This window comes from Algibacter lectus (assembly GCF_004368925.1).
In the GTDB taxonomy this organism is placed as follows: Bacteria; Bacteroidota; Bacteroidia; order Flavobacteriales; family Flavobacteriaceae; genus Algibacter; species Algibacter lectus.
Genome location: NZ_SORL01000007.1, coordinates 610,514 through 630,599, shown reverse-complemented (window position 1 = coordinate 630,599; position 20,086 = coordinate 610,514). Strand labels below are relative to the sequence as shown.

20 protein-coding genes and 1 other RNA gene are annotated in these 20,086 nt (G+C 33.2%); 10 read left to right on the top strand and 11 right to left on the bottom strand.

The window, feature by feature from the left end; genetic code table 11:
- Positions 1-170 precede the first annotated feature (170 nt).
- Positions 171-713, bottom strand: a complete 543-nt coding sequence (locus DFQ06_RS03725) for a DUF4240 domain-containing protein (RefSeq protein WP_159140038.1) — start codon at positions 711-713, stop codon at positions 171-173.
- Positions 714-992: 279 nt separating this feature from the next.
- Positions 993-2,726, bottom strand: a complete 1,734-nt coding sequence (locus DFQ06_RS03720) for a DNA polymerase III subunit gamma/tau (protein ID WP_042501193.1) — start codon at positions 2,724-2,726, stop codon at positions 993-995.
- Positions 2,727-3,126: 400 nt separating this feature from the next.
- Here DFQ06_RS03720 and rnpB point away from each other — a divergent pair.
- An RNA gene (gene rnpB, locus DFQ06_RS03715) (RNase P RNA component class A) lies at positions 3,127-3,470 on the top strand.
- A 72-nt stretch (positions 3,471-3,542) separates the two neighbouring features.
- Here the strand turns inward: rnpB and rsmD are convergent.
- The 3 genes from rsmD to DFQ06_RS03700 are packed head-to-tail and all read right to left on the bottom strand — an operon-like array spanning position 3,543 to position 5,633.
- Entirely contained in the window at positions 3,543-4,082 is a 540-nt protein-coding gene (gene rsmD, locus DFQ06_RS03710) for a 16S rRNA (guanine(966)-N(2))-methyltransferase RsmD (RefSeq protein ID WP_133966087.1), read from the bottom strand.
- Positions 4,082-4,912, bottom strand: coding sequence for a DUF3822 family protein (locus DFQ06_RS03705; RefSeq protein WP_133966085.1), 831 nt, complete (start codon positions 4,910-4,912; stop codon positions 4,082-4,084). The genes rsmD and DFQ06_RS03705 overlap by 1 nt, the downstream gene beginning before the upstream one ends.
- Positions 4,896-5,633: a hypothetical protein gene (locus DFQ06_RS03700; protein ID WP_174564426.1), complete on the bottom strand. Its 738-nt coding sequence runs from the start codon at positions 5,631-5,633 to the stop codon at positions 4,896-4,898. The genes DFQ06_RS03705 and DFQ06_RS03700 overlap by 17 nt, the downstream gene beginning before the upstream one ends.
- 130 nt (positions 5,634-5,763) lie before the next feature.
- Here DFQ06_RS03700 and DFQ06_RS03695 point away from each other — a divergent pair, with 130 nt between their 5' ends.
- The 8 genes from DFQ06_RS03695 (at position 5,764) to DFQ06_RS03660 (ending at position 12,893) form a co-directional block, all read left to right on the top strand.
- Positions 5,764-7,200: an ATP-dependent DNA helicase gene (locus DFQ06_RS03695; protein WP_133966083.1), complete on the top strand. Its 1,437-nt coding sequence runs from the start codon at positions 5,764-5,766 to the stop codon at positions 7,198-7,200.
- Between the two features lie 159 nt (positions 7,201-7,359).
- Entirely contained in the window at positions 7,360-7,926 is a 567-nt protein-coding gene (locus DFQ06_RS03690; RefSeq protein ID WP_042503522.1) for a DUF4126 domain-containing protein, read from the top strand.
- A gap of 105 nt (positions 7,927-8,031) precedes the next feature.
- Positions 8,032-8,760: a 3-deoxy-manno-octulosonate cytidylyltransferase gene (gene kdsB / locus DFQ06_RS03685; protein ID WP_074935801.1), complete on the top strand. Its 729-nt coding sequence runs from the start codon at positions 8,032-8,034 to the stop codon at positions 8,758-8,760.
- Complete coding sequence (locus DFQ06_RS03680; protein ID WP_133966081.1) at positions 8,751-9,455, top strand: HAD family hydrolase; 705 nt, start codon at positions 8,751-8,753, stop codon at positions 9,453-9,455. The genes kdsB and DFQ06_RS03680 overlap by 10 nt, the downstream gene beginning before the upstream one ends.
- Position 9,456: 1 nt before the next feature.
- Complete coding sequence (locus tag DFQ06_RS03675) at positions 9,457-10,074, top strand: CatA-like O-acetyltransferase (RefSeq protein WP_042503526.1); 618 nt, start codon at positions 9,457-9,459, stop codon at positions 10,072-10,074.
- A gap of 48 nt (positions 10,075-10,122) precedes the next feature.
- Positions 10,123-11,205: an iron-containing alcohol dehydrogenase family protein gene (locus DFQ06_RS03670; RefSeq protein ID WP_133966079.1), complete on the top strand. Its 1,083-nt coding sequence runs from the start codon at positions 10,123-10,125 to the stop codon at positions 11,203-11,205.
- A gap of 1 nt (position 11,206) precedes the next feature.
- Entirely contained in the window at positions 11,207-11,755 is a 549-nt protein-coding gene (locus DFQ06_RS03665) for a 1-acyl-sn-glycerol-3-phosphate acyltransferase (RefSeq protein ID WP_074935805.1), read from the top strand.
- Between the two features lie 391 nt (positions 11,756-12,146).
- Positions 12,147-12,893: an NYN domain-containing protein gene (locus DFQ06_RS03660; RefSeq protein WP_042495309.1), complete on the top strand. Its 747-nt coding sequence runs from the start codon at positions 12,147-12,149 to the stop codon at positions 12,891-12,893.
- Positions 12,894-12,904: 11 nt separating this feature from the next.
- Here the strand turns inward: DFQ06_RS03660 and DFQ06_RS03655 are convergent, their stop codons facing one another.
- From DFQ06_RS03655 to gcvT, 6 genes are all read right to left on the bottom strand, one after another.
- A complete protein-coding gene (locus tag DFQ06_RS03655) occupies positions 12,905-13,879 on the bottom strand; it encodes a Gfo/Idh/MocA family protein (RefSeq protein ID WP_133966077.1) in 975 nt (324 codons plus the stop codon).
- Positions 13,880-13,935: 56 nt separating this feature from the next.
- Positions 13,936-14,655 (bottom strand): YebC/PmpR family DNA-binding transcriptional regulator, encoded by a 720-nt coding sequence (locus DFQ06_RS03650; protein WP_042495302.1) that lies wholly within the window; start codon positions 14,653-14,655, stop codon positions 13,936-13,938.
- A 148-nt stretch (positions 14,656-14,803) separates the two neighbouring features.
- Positions 14,804-15,100, bottom strand: a complete 297-nt coding sequence (locus DFQ06_RS03645) for a 4a-hydroxytetrahydrobiopterin dehydratase (RefSeq protein WP_042495300.1) — start codon at positions 15,098-15,100, stop codon at positions 14,804-14,806.
- A 54-nt stretch (positions 15,101-15,154) separates the two neighbouring features.
- Complete coding sequence (locus DFQ06_RS03640) at positions 15,155-15,988, bottom strand: sugar nucleotide-binding protein (protein ID WP_133966075.1); 834 nt, start codon at positions 15,986-15,988, stop codon at positions 15,155-15,157.
- Between the two features lie 39 nt (positions 15,989-16,027).
- Positions 16,028-16,942 carry a glutaminase gene (locus DFQ06_RS03635; protein ID WP_042495296.1) on the bottom strand — a complete coding sequence of 305 codons (915 nt, stop codon included), beginning with the start codon at positions 16,940-16,942 and terminating at the stop codon, positions 16,028-16,030.
- Positions 16,943-16,945: 3 nt separating this feature from the next.
- Positions 16,946-18,025 (bottom strand): glycine cleavage system aminomethyltransferase GcvT, encoded by a 1,080-nt coding sequence (gcvT, locus tag DFQ06_RS03630; RefSeq protein WP_042495294.1) that lies wholly within the window; start codon positions 18,023-18,025, stop codon positions 16,946-16,948.
- Between the two features lie 259 nt (positions 18,026-18,284).
- On the opposite strand from gcvT, the gene DFQ06_RS03625 reads away from it, so the two are divergent.
- Entirely contained in the window at positions 18,285-20,021 is a 1,737-nt protein-coding gene (locus tag DFQ06_RS03625; RefSeq protein WP_133966073.1) for an ATP-binding protein, read from the top strand.
- Positions 20,022-20,086: the final 65 nt, after the last annotated feature.

Here is a 20,086-nt window from a genome sequence, read left to right as displayed (position 1 = left end):
AATATTTGAGCTTTTTGTAGATTTCCAATTTCCTAGTAAGTCATTATTGATGTTTTTTGATGAACAACTAGGTAAAAGAATTATTATTAATACAGTTAGAATTTAGTTTTTCATTTAGGTTAATGATAATTTAAGGCTAGTATTAGCTCTATGCCGACGTTTAATTTTTTTTAACCAAATTTCTCCCAAATTTTAGGAAGCTTAATAGGGTAATCTTTTAATGAAAGTGGAGTTCCAGAAATTTGTAAATCAATATTAATTGTTGGTAATAACTCATTCGTTTTAAGCTTATATTTTTCTTCAATAATATCTCCAATAGTTTCATAAGAAAAACCAATAATTTCCTCTTTAACAATTAATTCGGGGTTTTGACAGGCATATTGAAAATAATTATCTCCTTTTAGAATAAAAAGATTCATCAGCAAAGTTGTTGCTCTAAATTCAGAGGTTTTAAAGATTATTTGTGAAGCAGCAATAATGGTATGACTGATTTTAGAAGAAATAAGTCTATTAAGTAAATTGTCTATTTCTATTAAATCATCTGCGGAATAATTTGTTAATAAAGTTTTCATTACCCCAATTTTGTTGTTATAGTTATTACCAGCTGTTTTGTTAGCTTTATCAACTAACTCCCAAAATTTAGATTCGTTATATTCGTTTAAGTTTTGTCTTGGTTTTATTTTTTTTAATAATTCGGTATATTCGTTTTTCAATTCGTTGTGTTTTTCGATTGTCCTTTGTTTCTTTAAATAATTGAACAACACGATGGTCAAAATAATTAATATTGGTATTAATGGATGCATAAAAATCTAAAAAGGTATTAATTTGAATTAATCAAGATATTGAATTCATAAGGATTATTTTATTTTCACTACAAAGCAACCTCATTCAAACCATAAACTTAACAAATAAAAGCAAGAAAAACCTTATTTAATAGCTTAATATTAAACAAAGTAATTAACAAATAGGATACTGGTAATAGGATGTGAATTTTATAAATCTAAATCGAAAGTACGACGTAAAAGCTCTAGGTTTGGGTTGGCTTCAACAAGTTTTTCGTATTTATCTTGAGGAGTAAAAACATACTTTTTATCCATTACCTCGTTTACGGTAATAACTAAGCTAATATCAAAATTACTTAGTTTAGTTCTAATGTAAGTCATGAGGTCGTATTGACCCTGCATCACTTCTTTTTTATTGGTTTCCGTAGGGAAGGTTAAATGAATATCAGTGCCTTTTAGTTTAGGCTTGTCCATATTTAAAATAGACGATAAATTGTGCTTTCCATCTTTTTTAAGCTTATCTAAGAAGAAGTTCCAGGCTTCCATAAAGGCTTCTTCTGTAAAGTCTTCAGTAGGTAGGTTTTCTTCATCAACAACAACTTCTAGCTGTTTTATTTGATGTTCTTTTTTAGCACGAATACTACTCAAAGATAATCCCGATCGGCGTTTACTACCTGATGCTAAATCTAATTTTATACGGGTATTAATAGCAGGTTTTGCTTCTGCTTTTTTGGCTGCAGGAGCTGTAGTAGTTGTTTCGGTTTGTGAGACTGCGGCAGTTTGAGCACTTGGCTTAACCGATGGAACCGTAACCGGAATAGGAGTAATACCCTTCTTTTTAAAGTAAGAGGCCGGAATTATGTAATGTTTGCTATTTTTTTTTTCTCCATCGAAAGTGATAGAGGCAAGCTGCATGAGACAAAGTTCGACGAGGAGTCGTTGGTTTTTACTGGTTTTATACTTGAGATCGCAGTCGTTAGCAAGATTTATTCCTTGCATTAAAAACTCCTGTGAGGCTTTTTTAGATTGCTCTAAGTATTTTACCTGTGTTTGCTCACCAACTTCTAGCAGTTCTATAGTTGCTGGTATTTTACTTACTAGTAAATCTCTAAAATGCGAGGCTAAACCAGCAATAAAGTGATGACCATCGAAACCTTTAGATAAGGTATTATTGAACTGTATAAGTAAATCGGGTATTTTATTCTCGAGTATTAAATCGGTGCTTTCAAAATAGGTTTCGTAATCGAGTACGTTTAAGTTTTCGGTTACGGCTTGTCTGGTTAAATTTTTACCAGAGAAACTTACCACACGATCGAATATAGAAAGCGCATCACGCATGGCACCATCGGCCTTTTGCGCAATAATATGTAATGCATCGTCTTCGGCTGTTATACCTTGTTCTTCTGCAATGTATTTTAAATAGTTTTTTGCATCTTTTACCGTAATACGCTTAAAGTCGAATATTTGACAACGCGACAATATGGTCGGTATTATTTTGTGTTTTTCGGTAGTTGCAAGAATGAAAATACAATGTTTTGGCGGTTCTTCTAATGTTTTTAAAAAGGCATTAAAAGCGGCCTGAGATAACATGTGTACCTCATCAATAATATAAACTTTGTATTTACCAACTTGTGGTGGTATTCGAACTTGATCGGTTAAGCTTCTAATATCATCTACAGAGTTATTAGATGCCGCATCGAGCTCAAAGATGTTAAAAGCAAAATCTTCGTCGCCAGTTTCTTTTCCATCACTGTTTATCATTTTAGCCAAAATACGCGCACAAGTTGTTTTACCTACACCACGCGGACCTGTAAATAGAAGGGCTTGGGCTAAATGATTATTTTCTATAGCGTTTAACAAAGTATTGGTAATGGCTTGTTGCCCAACTACATCTTTAAATGTTTGAGGTCTGTATTTTCGAGCCGATACTATAAAATGTTCCAAATTTTTGTTGCTATTGAATAAGTAACAAAGTTAAAAATTCAAATTGGATTATTAAATTGTTAAGACGAAATTTAAAGGGAGTTATTAACAACGGCGTTTTTTAGGGTGAATTAAGATTTTTAGATGTATGAAACAAGATGATAAGTTTTGAATATGTCTTGTTTATTGATGCTGTTTTTATCTTTAAGAAAGCTCGTAGTTAACTCAAAACCAAAAACCTTTGGGGCTTGCCCGCGTTAGGGATTGCAGCATTGTTGGAGCTCTTTTTGTGTTGTTGCACCTATTGCAACACAAAAAAGCGACTGCGGAAAGCCCGACCCTTGGGGAACGCCCAAATTTTATTTTGTGTTTTAAGTTTATAATGTTGCATTTTAATATTTGTTTGTTGTAATTTTGGCAGCTAGTAGATCGCCTTATCGCTGTTTTAATTTATTTTAAAATGGAGGAAAGTCCGGACACCGTAGTTCAACATAGTGGCTAACGGCCACCAGCCGAGAGGTTAGGACCAGTGCAACAGAAAGAATGTACAGATTATGCTGTAGTGAAACCAGGTAAACTCTATGTGGTGCAATGTTATGTAAACCAGTGCTTGAGGGTTGAACGCCCGATGCTGGAGGGTAAGCAGCTAAAGTGTTTTGGTAACAAAACACTCAGATAAATGATAAGGGCTTTTTAAGTTTATTTTGGGTTTTACCTAAGGTGGTTTAAAGGGTACAGAATTCGGCTTATAGATTTACTTACCTATAAAAAAACCTTCTTGGCTTGCGCTTCGAAGGTTTTTCTGGTTTAAATTGATTTAGTTTAGTTGTGGTGTTTTTATGCGTTTTCGAAAAAGCTAAACATATTGCCTCCGTAACTTTTGGAGTGGCTGTAGTTGTTTAGTTTAGATAAATCGGTATGTTTTGAGTGTTCTATAATTAATACGCCTTCGGGCAATAACATGTTGTTTTTAAATACCAATTCGGGAATTTTTCCAAATTTATCTTCGTCGAAATTGTATGGTGGGTCGGCAAATATAATATTGCTTTGCAAGGTCGATTTTTCTAAAAACTTAAAGACATCACTTTTAATGGTGTTTATTGGCATATCGAACTGTTCGGCCGTTTTGTTTATAAACTTAATGCATCCAAAATCTTGATCTACACAAGTAATTTGTTCGGTACCTCGTGAAGCAAATTCGTAGCTTATATTTCCGGTGCCTGCGAATAAATCTAGTACGGAAACATCGTCAAAATAAAAGGTGTTGTTCAAAATATTGAATAGCGATTCTTTAGCCATATCTGTTGTTGGGCGAACAGGTAGGTTTTTTGGTGCTAGTATTTTTCTACTTTTATATAATCCTGATATTATGCGCATTAAAAGCTATTTGTTAAAGTGAAATTAGAATGGTTTGTTTTTTGTTTTTCGGTAAATACATAGTTGTTTTTTTTGTCTCCAAAGCTAACATGGCGTATGTATTTATAGGCTATATTGTATAACGCATCGTCTTTAATTACATGGCCAAGTAGAATGAGTTTTAAAGTTTCTGGGTTGTATTTTAGTTGCTCGGCTGTAAAGAGAATGTAATATATAAAATCTTCTTTTGTGGCGTACTCAAAACTATTATAAAATTGAAGTTTACCTTCGTTTACAATAATTATTTGGAACCGATTATGGTTTACGTTTATGTAAAATTTTGGTTCTAACGTATTTTTATCGGACTCTAAAATGGTTTCTATTAAAACAGTAGAGGCGTGTTTGTATGTGAAATCACCAAATAAATCGAAAATATAATTGTTGATATTTACATAGGGAATGTAAACATTTACACTTTGGTTGCGCTCTATGGCATCGAAGGTTACAAAATCCGACTTTAAAATTTTAGAATTAAACTTTAAATAGTCGGCTATGGCGCCTTCATTAAAAATAGCTTTTGGAACTAGGGTAGATAACTCGTTGTCGTGAATGATGTTTACGGCTTCGAATTTATTTTTAAGCATAGGTTCTGTATCAAAACATGCTTTCAGTTCTTGGAGTAATTCTAATGGGTTTAACTTCTTTTTAAAACGTACTTCCTTTAAAGTTGATATGGAATTATTATCTCGATGTAGGATACAAAAAGAAAGTCCACTCAAGCTTATTTGAATGGACAGTTCTAAATTTGTTAATTTGCTAATAATAGCTGTATTGTTATTCGTTATCGCCATAAGTTTTTGGCCAGTTTCCGTTTGTTTTAACTTCGTTCATAGAACCTACTTTTATAGCATCTCCATTAACACCGTCTACCGCAATTACTTGGTTTTCTTGTGCTACTAAATCTGGATTTTGATCGTATAATAGAACTTCTTTTTTTACTGAAGCTTCAAATACAGGAATGTTAATATCGTTTTGGTTAATAAAACCTGCTTTTAAATCGAAGGTAGCACCTTCTTTACCAACTGGTACATTCATCATAGTTTTATAACGATTAGATTTTTTAAATAAAGAATCTCTTACTGATACAGTTCCTAATGTATCAAGAATCATGATATCTTTAAAAGTATCAACACCGTAACGTTTTGTTAACTCTTCATCTACAACACTAGAATCACGACGTTGCGTAATAGTATATTCTGCAGTATCAATAAACTTAATTAAATTATCAAAGCTATCAGTAAATTTACCTGTTACTTGTCTGTGCGCTAATTGAGAATCTCTAATATCCTTTAAACTTTCAATAACAACTACGTAACGCTCGTTTTTTAATTTGTTGAATTTAATTGGCTCGTAAATCGACATGTACGTCTGGTAACCAAAAAAGGCAATTAATGCCCAAAGCACAATATTTAATACAGGCTTTAATTTATTTGGTACAAATTTATCTACCAGCTTAACTAAGGCGATTGTCCCTAAAATCACCGCAACCACAATAAGAATAAATGTCAACATAATACGTTATTTAATTTAAAAAGTTTATTAATCGTTATTTAGCAAATCTACAATTTTTTTTTAATCGTAAAAACCAAAGCGAATAAAAATCATTCTATCTTTGAAGAATTTCTAAAATTATTTTCAATTAATGACAGCATCCGAATTCTATTCCCTTATAAAACAGCAGTTTCCGTTTAATCCAACAATTAAACAAAATATTGTACTTCAGCAATTATCAGAGTTTATCTTTAAAAGTGATAAAAACGCCTTGTATTTGCTTAAAGGCTACGCAGGTACTGGGAAAACAACGATTGTAGGGGCTATTGTAAACAATTTATGGAAGGCAAAAAAGAGTGCTGTTTTGATGGCGCCAACCGGCCGAGCGGCCAAAGTAATCGCTAATTATTCTGGAAAAGAGGCGTTCACTATACATAAAAAAATATATTTTCCGAAAAAAGACGCTGGTGGTGGTGTAAAGTTTGTTTTACAACCCAATAAGCATAAAAACACCATTTTTATTGTAGATGAAGCGTCGATGATTCCGGATACGCCAAGCGAATCTAAATTAATGGAAAACGGATCGCTTTTAGACGATTTAATGCAATACGTTTATGCTGGCCATAATTGTAAGTTATTATTAATTGGTGATACCGCGCAGTTGCCTCCGGTAAAACTGGATATTAGTCCGGCTCTAGACGAAAACACCTTAGCTTTAAATTACAACAAAGAGGTGACTAGAATGGAATTGGACGAAGTGGTTAGGCAAGGTCAAGATTCTGGTATACTAGTTAACGCAACTATACTAAGAGATGTGTTGGCAAGAGAGATGTACGACTATTTTAAGTTCGATTTAAACGGTTTTAAAGATATTGTAAGGTTAGTTGATGGTTACGAAATTATGGACGCTATAAACGACGCTTACAGTGAATTAGGAAACGAAGAAACAGCCATAATTGTACGTAGTAATAAACGTGCTAATATGTATAATCAACAAATTAGAAGTCGTATTTTATTTAATGAAAACGAGTTGTCTTCTGGAGATTATTTAATGGTAGTTAAAAATAATTATTTTTGGTTAAAGCCCACTACAGAAGCAGGTTTTATAGCCAATGGAGATATTATTGAAGTATTAGAAATTTTTAGTATTCAGGAATTGTATGGTTTTCGCTTCGCGGAAGTTAAAGTACGTATGGTAGATTATCCTAAAATGCAACCTTTTGAAACGGTGTTGCTTCTAGATACTATTGAGGCCGAAACACCTTCGTTACCTTACGAAGAGTCTAACCGATTGTACCAAGAAGTGATGAAGGATTTTGAAAATGAAACTTCTAAATATAAAAAATTTCTAAAAGTAAAAAGCAACAAACATTTTAATGCCTTACAGGTAAAGTTCTCTTATGCTATAACTTGCCATAAATCTCAGGGTGGACAATGGAATACCGTTTTTGTGGAGCAGCCTTATTTACCAAACGGGATAGATAAAGATTATTTACGCTGGCTTTATACCGCCGCCACGCGTGCTAAAGAAAAATTATATCTAATTGGTTTTAAAGATGAGTTTTTTGAGGAAGATCCACTTTCTTAGAGCTATTTTTCGAAATAACATAGAGGCACAGTTCTTGATAAAATCAATAATTAGAAACAGATTTATACATTACAGTAGGGTAGCGATCGTCAATGTTTTTTTATTTATATTTAATGATTGATATAATGAAGAATTTCATTTAAAAAGATTTAATTTTTTATGGCAGTAGAAACAATAATAAGTATTTTTTTAGGTATTGGGCTTTCCGCCTCGGTTGGTTTTCGAGTTTTTATGCCCTTGTTCGCTTTAAGCTTAGCTGCTTATTTTGATGTTTGGGAACTTAATGAATCTTGGCAATGGGTTGGTAGTACTGCGGCCATAATAACGCTAGGCGTTGCTACATTGGTAGAGATTTGCGCATATTTTATTCCTTATGTTGATAATTTACTAGATACTGTTGCCGTACCATTAGCCGCCTTGGCTGGTACGGCAGTTATGTTGTCTACTGTTGCCGATTTGAGCCCCGTAGTAACTTGGGCATTAGCTATTATTGCTGGTGGAGGTACGGCTGCAGCAGTGGCCGGAACTTCAAGTACTACGCGTTTAGCTTCCACAGCAACAACGGGAGGTTTAGCCAACCCTATTGTAGCCACTTTAGAGACAGGAACATCGGTGGTAATGTCGGTTGTGTCTATATTTATGCCAATTCTTGCTATTGTTTTAGTGGTTCTTATATTATTCATAATTTTTAAGGTTTATAAGAAGTTTAAGCCCAGTAATCCTTAAAACATTCTATTATTTATCTTATTTTTGGTGAAGATTTAAAGTTTAGTTGAATAATGGCTTTAATGAAAAACTAAAATACAGTTTTAATACACAGTAACATTTCATATGAAAATAATATCAATGATTCCTGCACGCTATAGTGCATCACGTTTCCCGGCAAAACTAATGCAAGACCTAGGAGGTAAAACTGTTATTCTTAGAACTTACGAGGCTACCGTTGCAACCAAACTTTTTGATGATGTTATTGTAGTTACCGATAGCGATATTATTTATAATGAAATTGTAAACCACGGCGGAAAAGCTATGATGAGCAAAAAGGAGCACGATTGTGGTAGCGATAGAATTGCTGAAGCTGTAGAACTTTTAGATGTTGATATTGTTATTAATGTGCAAGGCGATGAGCCTTTTACTGATAAAGAATCGTTAACTAAACTTATTGAGGTATTTAAACAAGACCCTAATAAAGAAGTTGATTTGGCATCATTAATGGTACATATTACCGACGAAGAAGAAATTAAAAACCCAAATACAGTAAAAGTAATTGTCGATCAGGCAGATTTTGCACTTTACTTTTCAAGAAGCCCAATTCCTTATCCACGTGATAAAGATGTTGGTGTTCGATATTTTAAACATAAAGGTGTTTACGCATTTAGAAAGCAGGCTATTATGGATTTCTATAATTTACCAATGCTATCTTTAGAAGCTTCGGAAAAAATAGAATGTATTCGTTATTTAGAATACGGTAAACGTATTAAAATGGTAGAAACTGATGTACAAGGTGTAGAAATAGATACACCAGAAGATTTAGAACGTGCAAAGAAGTTATGGAAATAAATTACGATAACATAAAAGTAATTGGTTTTGATGCCGATGATACACTTTGGGTAAACGAAACTTATTTTCGAGAAGCCGAAGATGAAATTGGTAGGTTATTATCAAAATATGAAACGCCTAATAAAATTGATCAAGAACTTTTCAAAAAAGAAATAAGCAATTTACCCTTATACGGTTACGGTATAAAAGCGTTTACGTTATCGATGGTAGAAGTAGCGTTGGAACTATCGAACTATACCGTTTCTAATAAAACCATAGAAGCTATTTTAAACATCGGAAAAAATATGCTTAATAAGCCTGTGGAACTTTTAGATGGCGTAGAGGAAGTTTTAGAAAATCTATCAAAAAAATATAGACTTATTCTAGCAACTAAAGGCGATTTACTAGATCAGGAACGCAAATTAGAGAAATCGGGTTTAACCCATTATTTTCATCACATTGAAGTTTTAAGTGATAAGCAAGAAGATAATTATTCTCAAATGCTAAACCGTTTAGAAGTGAAGCCTTCAGAATTTTTAATGATAGGAAATTCCTTAAAATCGGATGTTTTACCCTTAGTGAATTTAAAAGCTCAGGCTATGCACGTACCTTTTCATACCACTTGGGCACACGAGCAAGTTACCGAAAAGGAAACCAACGGTAAAGATTACAAAACTATAAATACATTAACCGAACTTTTAAAACTTATTAATTAATTTGAAAGTAATCGATATTAATACTTGGAATAGAAAACAGCATTTCGAACATTTTTCGGGCTTAGCCGATCCTTCTTTCGCTGTAACTATACCATTCAATGTCACCAAGGCATATCAAGTTTCTAAGGAAACAAAAACAAGCTTTTTTACTCGGTATTTGCACGATTGTATGCGTGCCATTAACGCGATAGAAAACTTTAAATATAGAATTGAAAACGGGGAGGTAGTTGCTTATGATGTGATACATACATCCCCAACAATTTTAAGAGATGATAATACCTTTGGTTTTTCATTTGTGACTTATAATGAGAATTTAGAGACATTTTCTAAAAACTTAGACGCAGAGAAAAACCGTATAAAAAGTACAACAGAATTGTTCCCGCCAATTAATGGCCAGGACTGTATTCATTGTTCCGCATTACCTTGGGTCAATTTTATAGCACACAAAGAACCTAATTCTGGGCTTGTAGATAGCATTCCAAAATTATCTTTTGGGAAAGCAACTCTTATAAATGATGAATTAATTATGAATGTGTCCGTGCATGTAAACCATGCCTTAGTTGATGGATACCACGTTGGACTTTTTTCTAAGAAATTTCAGCAGTTTTTAAACCAGTAAAATTTAAATTAATAGTATTTTTACATTTCGTAAAAGAAAACCTAACAAATGAGTTACAAAAACTTTCCAATGGTGCCTAGAGTTATATTTGGCAGAGGTAGTTTCAATCAAATAAACGACGTTTTAGCCCCAAAACGATCTAGTATCCATGCGCCTTTTATTTTCTTAATAGACGACGTTTTTAAAAACAACGCTTGGTTAACATCTAGAATAAACCTTTCTTATGATGACAGAATTATATTTGTTTCATCTAAAGAAGAGCCTAAAACCACACAAGTCGACGAGCTTGTTGAAGATATAATATTAAAATCTAAAGAGCGCCCATCTGGTATTATAGGTATTGGTGGTGGTAGCTTATTAGATTTATCGAAAGCCGTAGCGCTTTTAATAACAAACGAAGGCGAGGCTCACGATTATCAAGGTTGGGATTTAGTAAAAAACGCAGCCATTTATCACGTTGGTATTCCTACAATTTCAGGAACAGGAGCAGAGGTATCCAGAACAACTATACTTACAGGCCCAAAACTTAAATTAGGAATTAATAGTGATTTCACCCCCTTCGATCAAGTACTTTTAGATCCAGAACTAGCCAAAGATGTGCCAAAAGACCAGTGGTTTTACACAGGTATGGATTGCTATGTACATTGCGTAGAGTCCTTAAATGGTACGTACTTAAATGAGTTTAGTAAAACTTACGGAGAAAAATCTTTCGATTTATGTAAAGAAATATTCTTAGATGGAGATTTATCTGAAGAAGAATCTCAAGATAAATTAATGATGGCTAGTTGGCATGGAGGTATGAGTATTGCTTATTCTCAGGTAGGCGTTGCACATGCTATGAGCTATGGTTTATCGTTTTTACTAGGTGTAAAACATGGTATTGGTAACTGTTTAGTTTTCGATCATTTAGAAGAGTTTTATCCAGAAGGTGTTGCCATTTTTAAACAAATGAAAGCAAAACACAGCATAGAATTGCCAACAGGTATTTGTGCTAAATTAACCGATGAGCAATTTGACACCATGATTCGTGTGGCATTAAGTTTAGAGCCACTTTGGGAAAATGCTATAGGTGAAAACTGGAAAGAAACTATAACGCCAGAAAAATTAAAAGGAATTTATAAAAAAATATAATATGCAATGGCTAGCCAAAGTTATCTATTTCAAGGTCTTAGGCTGGCAAATTGTTGGTAACACAAATTTCTCAAAAGATACGGTTAAAAAAGCGGTCATTATTGCCGCACCACACACCAGTTGGCACGACTTTTACATTGGCGTTTTATTGCGCGCTGTAATTCAAGTTAAAACCAATTTTGTTGGAAAAAAGGAACTGTTCGTATTTCCAGTAGCTTGGTTTTTTAGAGCCTTAGGAGGTGCCCCAATTAACCGTCAAAATAACGAGAATAAGGTAGATGCTATAGCCAAACTTTTTAAAGAAAAAGAAGAGTTTAGAATGACGTTAGCCCCCGAAGGTACAAGAAAAAAAGTAGATCAATGGCGAACTGGTTTTTACTATATCGCTAAACAAGCTAACGTTCCGATAATTATGTTTACGCTAGATTTTGAAAATAAGCAAAACAAAATTTCAGAACCATTTTATCCAACCGACAATGCCGAAGCAGATTTCGAAGAGCTTAGAGCATTTTTTAAAGATGTAAAAGGAAAAGTATCCAAATATTCATAAGTCATTAAAAATGGCATAATATTTGAAATTAATAGTTTAGTTGCGAATCCTGAAACATAAAGTAAACAATTGTTTGTCCCTAAAAAGAAACAGAATTTTCAACTAAAACTCCAAAAGCTATGTCTCTCAAAGAATATAGCTTTTTTTTATTCCTAATTTTAGCATGTTGTCTGTAATGGCGTTCCCCAATGGGCGGGCTTTCCGAAGTCGCTTTTTTGGGTTGAAATAGGTGCAACAACACAAAAGAGCTCCAACAATGCTACAATCTCTAACACAATTTATCTGGTAACAATATGCCAAAATAATGGCTAGTTGTTTTTTAGGAAAAATTCAACAAAAAATAATAAAAAGAAAATATAGAATCTATTATATTTTTTTATCTTTAATAATTATGATAAAAGACACAAAAATTGCCGTTCTAATCGATGGCGACAACATACCATCTAGATATATTTCTGAAATGATGGAAGAAATAGCCAAATATGGCACACCAACAATTAAGCGAATTTATGGTGATTGGACCAAACCGCATCTTTCCAAATGGAAAAATGTACTTTTGGAAAATGCCATAACGCCAATACAACAATACGGCTATACAACAGGGAAGAATGCTACAGATTCAGCAATGATTATTGATGCTATGGATATTCTATATTCTGAAAAGGTAAACGGTTTTTGCTTAGTATCATCAGATAGTGATTTTACAAAATTAGCAACCCGATTGCGCGAAGCTGCCATGGTAGTATATGGTATGGGCGAAAAGAAAACACCAAACCCTTTTATTGTGGCTTGCGATAAATTTATCTATCTAGAAATCCTAGCAAAGGATAGCGATGAAGATGAAGACACCAATAAGGACAAGAAAGGAGCGAAGCCTAAAAAGGAAAACTTATACAACATAACACCAAAAATTATTAAGTTGTTAAAGAACTCTGTAGACGATGCTGCAGACGATGATGGTTGGGCATTTTTAGGAGATGTAGGCTCTCTAATTCTTAAAAAGCAACCTAACTTCGATTCTCGAAACTTTGGTTTCCAGAAGTTAACACCACTGTTTAAATCTCTACCACAATTTGAAATGGAGCAACGTGATCAAACTAACGGACGATTTAAGTTGATTTACGTAAAAAACAAATAGTAAAGTAGTATTTAGAGCTTATCTAAAATTTTATCCATTACCCAACTGGTATGCAATGCTGTTTTTCCTGTAGAAGGGTGTGCAGTCAATTCATTGAACAAAACCGTTTTCATGTTTTCCACATGTGGTGTTTGTATATGTTTTGGGTTTTCAATAATCAACGATTGGGTTTTAGATTCGCTTTTTAGTACAATGGGGTTTTCATGAAATACAGAGAATTCAATGGTGCCTTTACTACCATAAATAGTAACATGATCTACATGATCACTACATCCAAAATTCCAGGTTCCAGAGCCTGTAATACCGTTTTTGTGTAACCAAGATGCGGTAACGGCATCTTTGGCAGAATATAAATTTTGTTGGTTTAAACTAAAGCCTTTGGCATTTTCAATATCACCGAGAAAGAAGGCGAATAAATCTAATCCATGGCTCGCTAAATCATCAAAATAACCTGCGGGTGCAATTTTGGAATCTGTTCGCCAATTATCTTTTTTCAATAAATCGGTTTGGTTTGCAGGTTTGCTTAAATGTGCCGATATATGCCTAACATCTCCAATAAAGTTATTGTCTAACCATTCTTTAACTTTTAAAAACCGCGGTAAAGATCTGCGATAATAGGCTACAAATAGTGGAATGTTTTTTTCCATAAAAGCATTACATATTTCTAAACTATCAGCATAACTTGGGCTTAGTGGCTTTTCAATACAACATGGTTTTCCAGCGGCAGCAACCTTTAAGGCATAAAGTTTATGGCTATCAGGTGGCGTTGCTATATAAACGGCGTCAATGCTACTATCATTAATAAGTGCATCTGCATCTGTATATGTTTTATTGATGTTGTGACGCTTAGCATAATCTTCAAGTTTTTCTCGATCACGACGCATCACGGCTTCAATATTAAAACCACTTGTAAGTTTGTAAGCAGGTCCGCTTTTAACTTCGGTTACATTCCCGCAACCTATAATTCCCCAGTTTATTGTTTTCATATAAAAAGCAAAAAAAAGAGAACCGTTAAGTTCTCTTTAATATATTAAGTTGAATATTACTCAGCACTTTCTTCCATGGTATGATATACGTTTTGTACATCATCATCTTCTTCAAGTTTTTCTAAAAGCTTTTCTACATCGGCAGCTTCATCTGCAGATAGAGGTTTAGTAACTTGTGGAATGCGTTCAAATCCAGAGGATAAAATTTCAATTTCTCGAGATTCTAATTCAGCTTGAATGGCTCCAAAACTTTCAAAAGGTGCGTAAATTAAAATACCATCATCATCGGCAAATACTTCTTCTGCGCCAAAATCGATAAATTCAAGTTCTAATTCTTCAGGATCTAATCCTTCCGCATCAATTCTAAAATTACAAGTATGGTCGAACATAAAAACTACAGAACCAGAAGTACCTAAGCTACCATCACATTTGTTAAAATAGCTACGTACATTAGCAACTGTTCTAGTATTGTTATCTGTTGCAGTTTCTACTAAAATAGCAATACCATGTGGTGCATAGCCTTCAAAAAGAACTTCTTTATAATCGCCTTGGCCTTTTTCACTTGCTTTTTTAATGGCACGTTCTACATTATCCTTAGGCATATTTACAGCCTTAGCATTTTGTATTACAGCACGTAAACGCGAGTTACTTGCAGGATCGGGTCCTCCTTCTTTAACCGCCATAACAATATCTTTACCAATACGTGTAAAGGCTTTGCTCATAGCAGACCAACGTTTCATTTTTCTTGCTTTTCTAAATTCAAAAGCTCTTCCCATAATTACATTCTTTTAGTTGATGTGATCTTAATGCATCTGGATATTTTAGATGTACCAACTTCACTATTATTGTTATATTTCCGCGAAAGCGAAAACACGTCTATTATTTTAATCGCACAAAGTTAAAAACCTTCAGCAGAAATACAAATTATTCCTCATCTTCAGGTACTACAATGCTATCTATAGCTTTGGCCAGTTTAAAATCTTTGGCTGTTACACCATCTGCATCGTGTGTAGAGATAGAAATATTGAGCACGTTGTAAACATTACTCCAATCTGGATGATGGTTTAAAGCTTCGCATTCAAAGGCTATACGGCTCATGGCGCTAAAGCAATCTTTAAAATTATCGAATTCAAATTCGGCGTGAATTGCATTTTCATAATACTCCCAATCTGGGTATTGAAGCAATCTTTTTTCTATATCGTCTTCGGAAAGTTTCATCATTATTTATATGTTTTTGAAGAGACTAAATTAGTGATTTATTTACGGATAATATGCTCATTTTTTTAATTCTGATAAAATATCCTGACTCACCAATTGTAAGTGTTTTGGTAGCTTGTTGAATTTTGGTAAAACAGCTAAATAACGCTCATCATTGGTTGTAAAAACTTGTTTGTATTTGGCTTTATGTTCTAGATGAAGGGTTTCTATAATTTCTTTTATAAAATCGTCGTGATGTACTAAATCATTACTTCCTAGGTGGAAAACACCCGATTTATTCCGGTTGATGATGTAATGAATTTGCTGTGTCAATTTGTTATCAGAAGTGACATTCATTACTAAATTAGGAAAAACTTCAATAGGTTCATTTAAATCTATAAGTTGAAGTATTTCTGTTAACCTTGGGGCATGTGGACCAAAAACCATAGGTAACCTTACAATAGCCACTTTCTTTTTTGGTAGGCGCAGTAGCATGTTTTCAATTTTAATTTTGAAGTGTCCATATATACTATGACTAAGCGTTTTATCTTGTTCGTAACTTGGGTATTTGCTGTAGGCATCAAATACGTTTGCCGAAGATAAAAAGATGAGTTTGGTGTTTTCTAATAGTAAATACTCGGCCAAGTGCCGATGAAGCATAACTTGTTTAGAAAAATCGCCACGAAGTGCTGAAATTATGATAGTTGGTTTTACAATATCTAGAATTTCGTAGATATCATCTTCTTCATAATTATAATGAAAAAACTGACGATTTTTTTCTAAGGTTTTGTTTGATGTATTATAAGTGCCCGAGGTTCTGAAATAGGGAAAAAGCTCTTTATAAATGGCGCTTCCTAAAAAGCCACTTACTCCTAAAATTAGAATTCTATGTTTACTTTCTCGCTTTATCATACATCAAACTTCTTAAGCCATTTCTAAGTTAATAGTAACTTAGAAAATGGATAACTTTGTTTTAGTCGTAAAAGCCTCTAAAGCCAACATGCCAAGTTTAGAATTTCCTTTTTTATTGAGTCCTGGAGACCATGTTGCAATAGTAAAATTATCGGGCAAAAGTGCTACAATACCACCACCAACACCAGATTTACCTGGTAAGCCCACCTCAAAAGCGAACTCTCCAGCCTCATCGTAAAATCCACAAGTAAGCATTATGGCATTTATACGCTTTGCTTGAGTTTCGGTAAGGCGTACTTTATCTAACATACAGGTGCCTTTATTTGCCAAAAACGAAAATGTTTTTGTTAGTTGGCTACACGTCATTTCTAAAGAACATTGTTGAAAATAAAAATCTAAAACATCGTTTACCGGATTGTCTAAATTTTTAAATGATTTTAGAAGATTGGCGGCAGCATAATTTTTAAAACCTGTTCGTTTTTCAGAATCTGCAACTGCTTGGTTATACTCTATAGTTTGATCGTTAGTTAAATCGCGTACGTAATTTAAAAAATCTTCTTTTGGGTTTTCTAAATTTGAAAGTAGAATATCTGCTATTACAATAGCTCCAGAATTGATAAATGGATTTCTAGGAATACCATTTTCAATTTCCAATAAAGCCAATTGATTAAAAGGGTGGCCAGAAGGCTCGACATCCATACGTTTCCAAATATTTTCACCAATTAGCGACATGGCTTTAGATAGTGCCAAAACTTTAGAAATACTCTGTATGGAAAAGGGTTTATTAAAATCGCCTGCACCATAACTTTTACCATCGGAAGTGCGTAAATGAATTCCGAAGTTATCCTTACTAATATGGGCTAACTCCGGAATATATGTTGCCACAGCACCTTTATCGGGTGCTTCTGTAGCGTTTTTTTGAATGCTTTCTAAAATAGCTTGAAAATCTAGCATAGACTATTTGTAAAACGGTAATTTAACTACTGTTGCAGGTACCGCTTTTTTTCTAATTTGAATATTTATTTTACTGTTTACATCGGCAAAAACCGTTGGCACATAACCTAAGCCAATACCTTTACCCAAACTAGGAGACATGGTTCCAGAAGTTACCACACCAATTTTGTTACCATTACCATCAACGATATCATAATCATGACGAGGAATGCCACGCTCGTCTAATTCGAAAGCAATTAATTTTCTTTCCGATCCGTGTTCTTTTTCTGCTTTTAAAGCTTCTGAGTTTGTAAAGTCTTTGTTGAATTTTGTAATCCAACCTAAGCCAGCCTCAATAGGAGAGGTGGTATCATCAATATCATTTCCGTAAAGGCAATATCCCATTTCTAAACGTAGTGTATCACGAGCAGCTAAACCAATTGGCTTAATACCGTAATCTGCACCAGCTTTAAAAACGTTATCCCAAACTTGTTTTACTTCGCTGTTTTTACAATAAATTTCAAATCCGCCACTACCTGTATAACCAGTAGCCGATATAATCACGTTTTCAATACCTGCAAAATCTCCAACTACAAAGTTGTAAAATTTAATGGCAGCCAAATCGTGACTTGTTATAGCTTGCATAGCTTCAATAGCTTTTGGCCCTTGAATGGCTAATAATGAATAATCTTCACTTAAATTTTTCATTTCTGCCCCAACATCGTTTTTAGATTGAATCCAATTCCAATCTTTTTCAATATTACTTGCATTAACAACTAAAAGGTAAGTTTCTTCTTTTATTTTATAAATAATTAAATCGTCTACAATACCACCATCATCATTTGGCAAACAGCTATATTGTGCTTTTCCTATAGTTAATTTAGAAGCATCATTACTCGATACTTTTTGAATTAAGCTTAGCGCATGTTGACCTTCAATTAAAAATTCACCCATGTGAGATACATCAAAAACACCAACGCTGGTTCTTACCGTTTCATGTTCAGCATTTACACCTTCATATTGAACAGGCATATTATATCCTGCAAAAGGTACCATTTTAGCTCCTAGAGCTTCGTGAGTTTGGGTTAAGGCTGTGTTTTTCATTAAGGTTGTGTTTTTATGATTTTATAAAAATTAGTGAATCGTTTCAGAAAACAAATGTATTGAAAAAATATAGATTTACTTTTAATCTATTCTGATGATATATTAAAACCTATAATAGAGGCTGTATTGATAATTATTTCAAAAAGAAAGGAATAGATTATAGATTAAAAGCATTATTGATTAGTTTTTTTGAAAAAATATTTTACCAAACTTGCATTTAATCGGTAAAAGCGTTTCTTTTGTCTGTAGCAATTTCCAAATGGAACCAACAATAAGGACTCTTAATTTTAAAGATTTAAAGCGTAAAACTTTTTTTAAGCACGCTATCCGTATTTATTTATCTACTACATTCTTTACTGCTGCTTATACTTTTTTAAACTATTATCAAGGGTTAACGGCCTCTGCTTTATTGATTGTGTTACCACTCATTAGTTTTTTTATTAGTGTTTATGTTTTTGTAATACGTCGTAATTATATAGCCGGTCCTTATATAGTATATATTACTTTAGGAGGCGCATTGGTGGGTTTATCTTATTTAGAAGGTTTAATGTCTGGTTATTACTGGTTTCAATTAGTTATGCTTTTTTGCTTACCATATGTTATTAGGCATGAAAAGTATTTCCAAAAGCATACCAATATTTTATATGCGCTAATTATATCATTAATGATTATCTCTGTGGTGGTATCTCCTTTATATTCTAATTATTATGATGATTTAACTAGAAGTGAAGTACATTATAAATTTGTTTTAAACTCATCAGTGGCTTTTATTTTGATTATGATTTTCTCGCTGCAAGCGCTTGGCCAAAGTAAATCTTTCATTAAAAAAATATTTAGTGATAAAGAAGAGGCTGAGAATGAGAAAGATAGAAGAACGCGAGTGTTGTCTAACCTGGGACACGAATTACGTACCCAAATTAATAGTATAAATGGGGTTACCCAACTAATTTTAGGTAATGATAACAATGATGTTACGACAAAAAAGTACTTTGAGATTTTAGATTATTGTAATGATAATATGCTGTTATTGGTTAATGATATGTTAGATATTCATAAAATTGAATCGGGGCGTTTTGAGTTGTCTAAGGAACCAAAAGAGCTTTACGATTTTTTGAATAAAATTACTATTGCTTTTATTAATAAGGCAGAAGAGAAGAATTTAAAGCTTCATACTTATATAGATGAAAAATTAAAAGATGTTGTAGTTAATGTAGATGGAAAACGTTTCGCTCAAGTTATACATAATTTGATATCGAATGCTATTAAATTTACAGAACAAGGAAAAATCACATTTTCAGCTGAAGTTGTTGAATTGAATCAAGAACAGGTATCCATACATTTTAAGGTGGAAGATACAGGTATTGGTATTGCACCAAGAAATTTAAAGAAAGTATTTGAAAGTTTTCATCAAATTAAGAACGAGAAAAATCCGGTATACGGAGGAACAGGTTTAGGTTTAGCTATTTCTCAATCGATTATATTAGCTATGAATTCTGAGATAAAAATAGAAAGTAGAATAAATAAAGGTACGCGATTTCAATTTCCTTTAACTTTGGAACGCGTTGAATTAACTCCCAAGAAAGTGACAAACAAAGACACATTCAATGATGATTTTTCATTGAATTCAACTATATTATTAGTAGAAGATAATATGGTGAGCATGATGTATGCTAAAAAACTATTAGAAAAGCATGTTCCGAAAATATATAAAGGAACAAATGGACTAGAGGCAGTTGAAAAAATAAAATTGCATAAAGATATCGATCTTGTGCTTTTAGATTTAGAGATGCCTAAAATGAATGGTTTTAAAGCTATTGGTCATATTAAAAAATATAGACCAGATGTAGTTGTTATTGCCTTTACAGCAAACATACCAAGTACCGAAATTATTGATAAATTGGATACTTTAGGTTTCGATGATATATTATCTAAGCCTTTTAGCAAAGAAGACGTTTTTTCAATTTTGAAAAAGTATGATAAGGTTTTAATGGCCTAATCTGATACATATCTATTTAATAGCAGGTCTTTAGTCATAAAAAAAAACGGTTTTACAATCAAACA

What these genes read in the sequence shown, in the direction of transcription:
- rsmD (WP_133966087.1), bottom strand. Translation starts at nt 4,082, where the DNA reads ATGCGCATAATATCAGGATTATATAAAAGTAGAAAAATACTAGCACCA.
- DFQ06_RS03705 (WP_133966085.1), bottom strand. Translation starts at nt 4,912, where the DNA reads ATGGCGATAACGAATAACAATACAGCTATTATTAGCAAATTAACAAAT.
- DFQ06_RS03700 (WP_174564426.1), bottom strand. Translation starts at nt 5,633, where the DNA reads ATGTTGACATTTATTCTTATTGTGGTTGCGGTGATTTTAGGGACAATC.
- DFQ06_RS03695 (WP_133966083.1), top strand. Translation starts at nt 5,764, where the DNA reads ATGACAGCATCCGAATTCTATTCCCTTATAAAACAGCAGTTTCCGTTT.
- DFQ06_RS03690 (WP_042503522.1), top strand. Translation starts at nt 7,360, where the DNA reads ATGGCAGTAGAAACAATAATAAGTATTTTTTTAGGTATTGGGCTTTCC.
- kdsB (WP_074935801.1), top strand. Translation starts at nt 8,032, where the DNA reads ATGAAAATAATATCAATGATTCCTGCACGCTATAGTGCATCACGTTTC.
- DFQ06_RS03680 (WP_133966081.1), top strand. Translation starts at nt 8,751, where the DNA reads ATGGAAATAAATTACGATAACATAAAAGTAATTGGTTTTGATGCCGAT.
- DFQ06_RS03670 (WP_133966079.1), top strand. Translation starts at nt 10,123, where the DNA reads ATGAGTTACAAAAACTTTCCAATGGTGCCTAGAGTTATATTTGGCAGA.
- DFQ06_RS03665 (WP_074935805.1), top strand. Translation starts at nt 11,207, where the DNA reads ATGCAATGGCTAGCCAAAGTTATCTATTTCAAGGTCTTAGGCTGGCAA.
- DFQ06_RS03660 (WP_042495309.1), top strand. Translation starts at nt 12,147, where the DNA reads ATGATAAAAGACACAAAAATTGCCGTTCTAATCGATGGCGACAACATA.
- DFQ06_RS03655 (WP_133966077.1), bottom strand. Translation starts at nt 13,879, where the DNA reads ATGAAAACAATAAACTGGGGAATTATAGGTTGCGGGAATGTAACCGAA.
- DFQ06_RS03650 (WP_042495302.1), bottom strand. Translation starts at nt 14,655, where the DNA reads ATGGGAAGAGCTTTTGAATTTAGAAAAGCAAGAAAAATGAAACGTTGG.
- DFQ06_RS03645 (WP_042495300.1), bottom strand. Translation starts at nt 15,100, where the DNA reads ATGATGAAACTTTCCGAAGACGATATAGAAAAAAGATTGCTTCAATAC.
- DFQ06_RS03640 (WP_133966075.1), bottom strand. Translation starts at nt 15,988, where the DNA reads ATGATAAAGCGAGAAAGTAAACATAGAATTCTAATTTTAGGAGTAAGT.
- DFQ06_RS03635 (WP_042495296.1), bottom strand. Translation starts at nt 16,942, where the DNA reads ATGCTAGATTTTCAAGCTATTTTAGAAAGCATTCAAAAAAACGCTACA.
- gcvT (WP_042495294.1), bottom strand. Translation starts at nt 18,025, where the DNA reads ATGAAAAACACAGCCTTAACCCAAACTCACGAAGCTCTAGGAGCTAAA.
- DFQ06_RS03625 (WP_133966073.1), top strand. Translation starts at nt 18,285, where the DNA reads ATGGAACCAACAATAAGGACTCTTAATTTTAAAGATTTAAAGCGTAAA.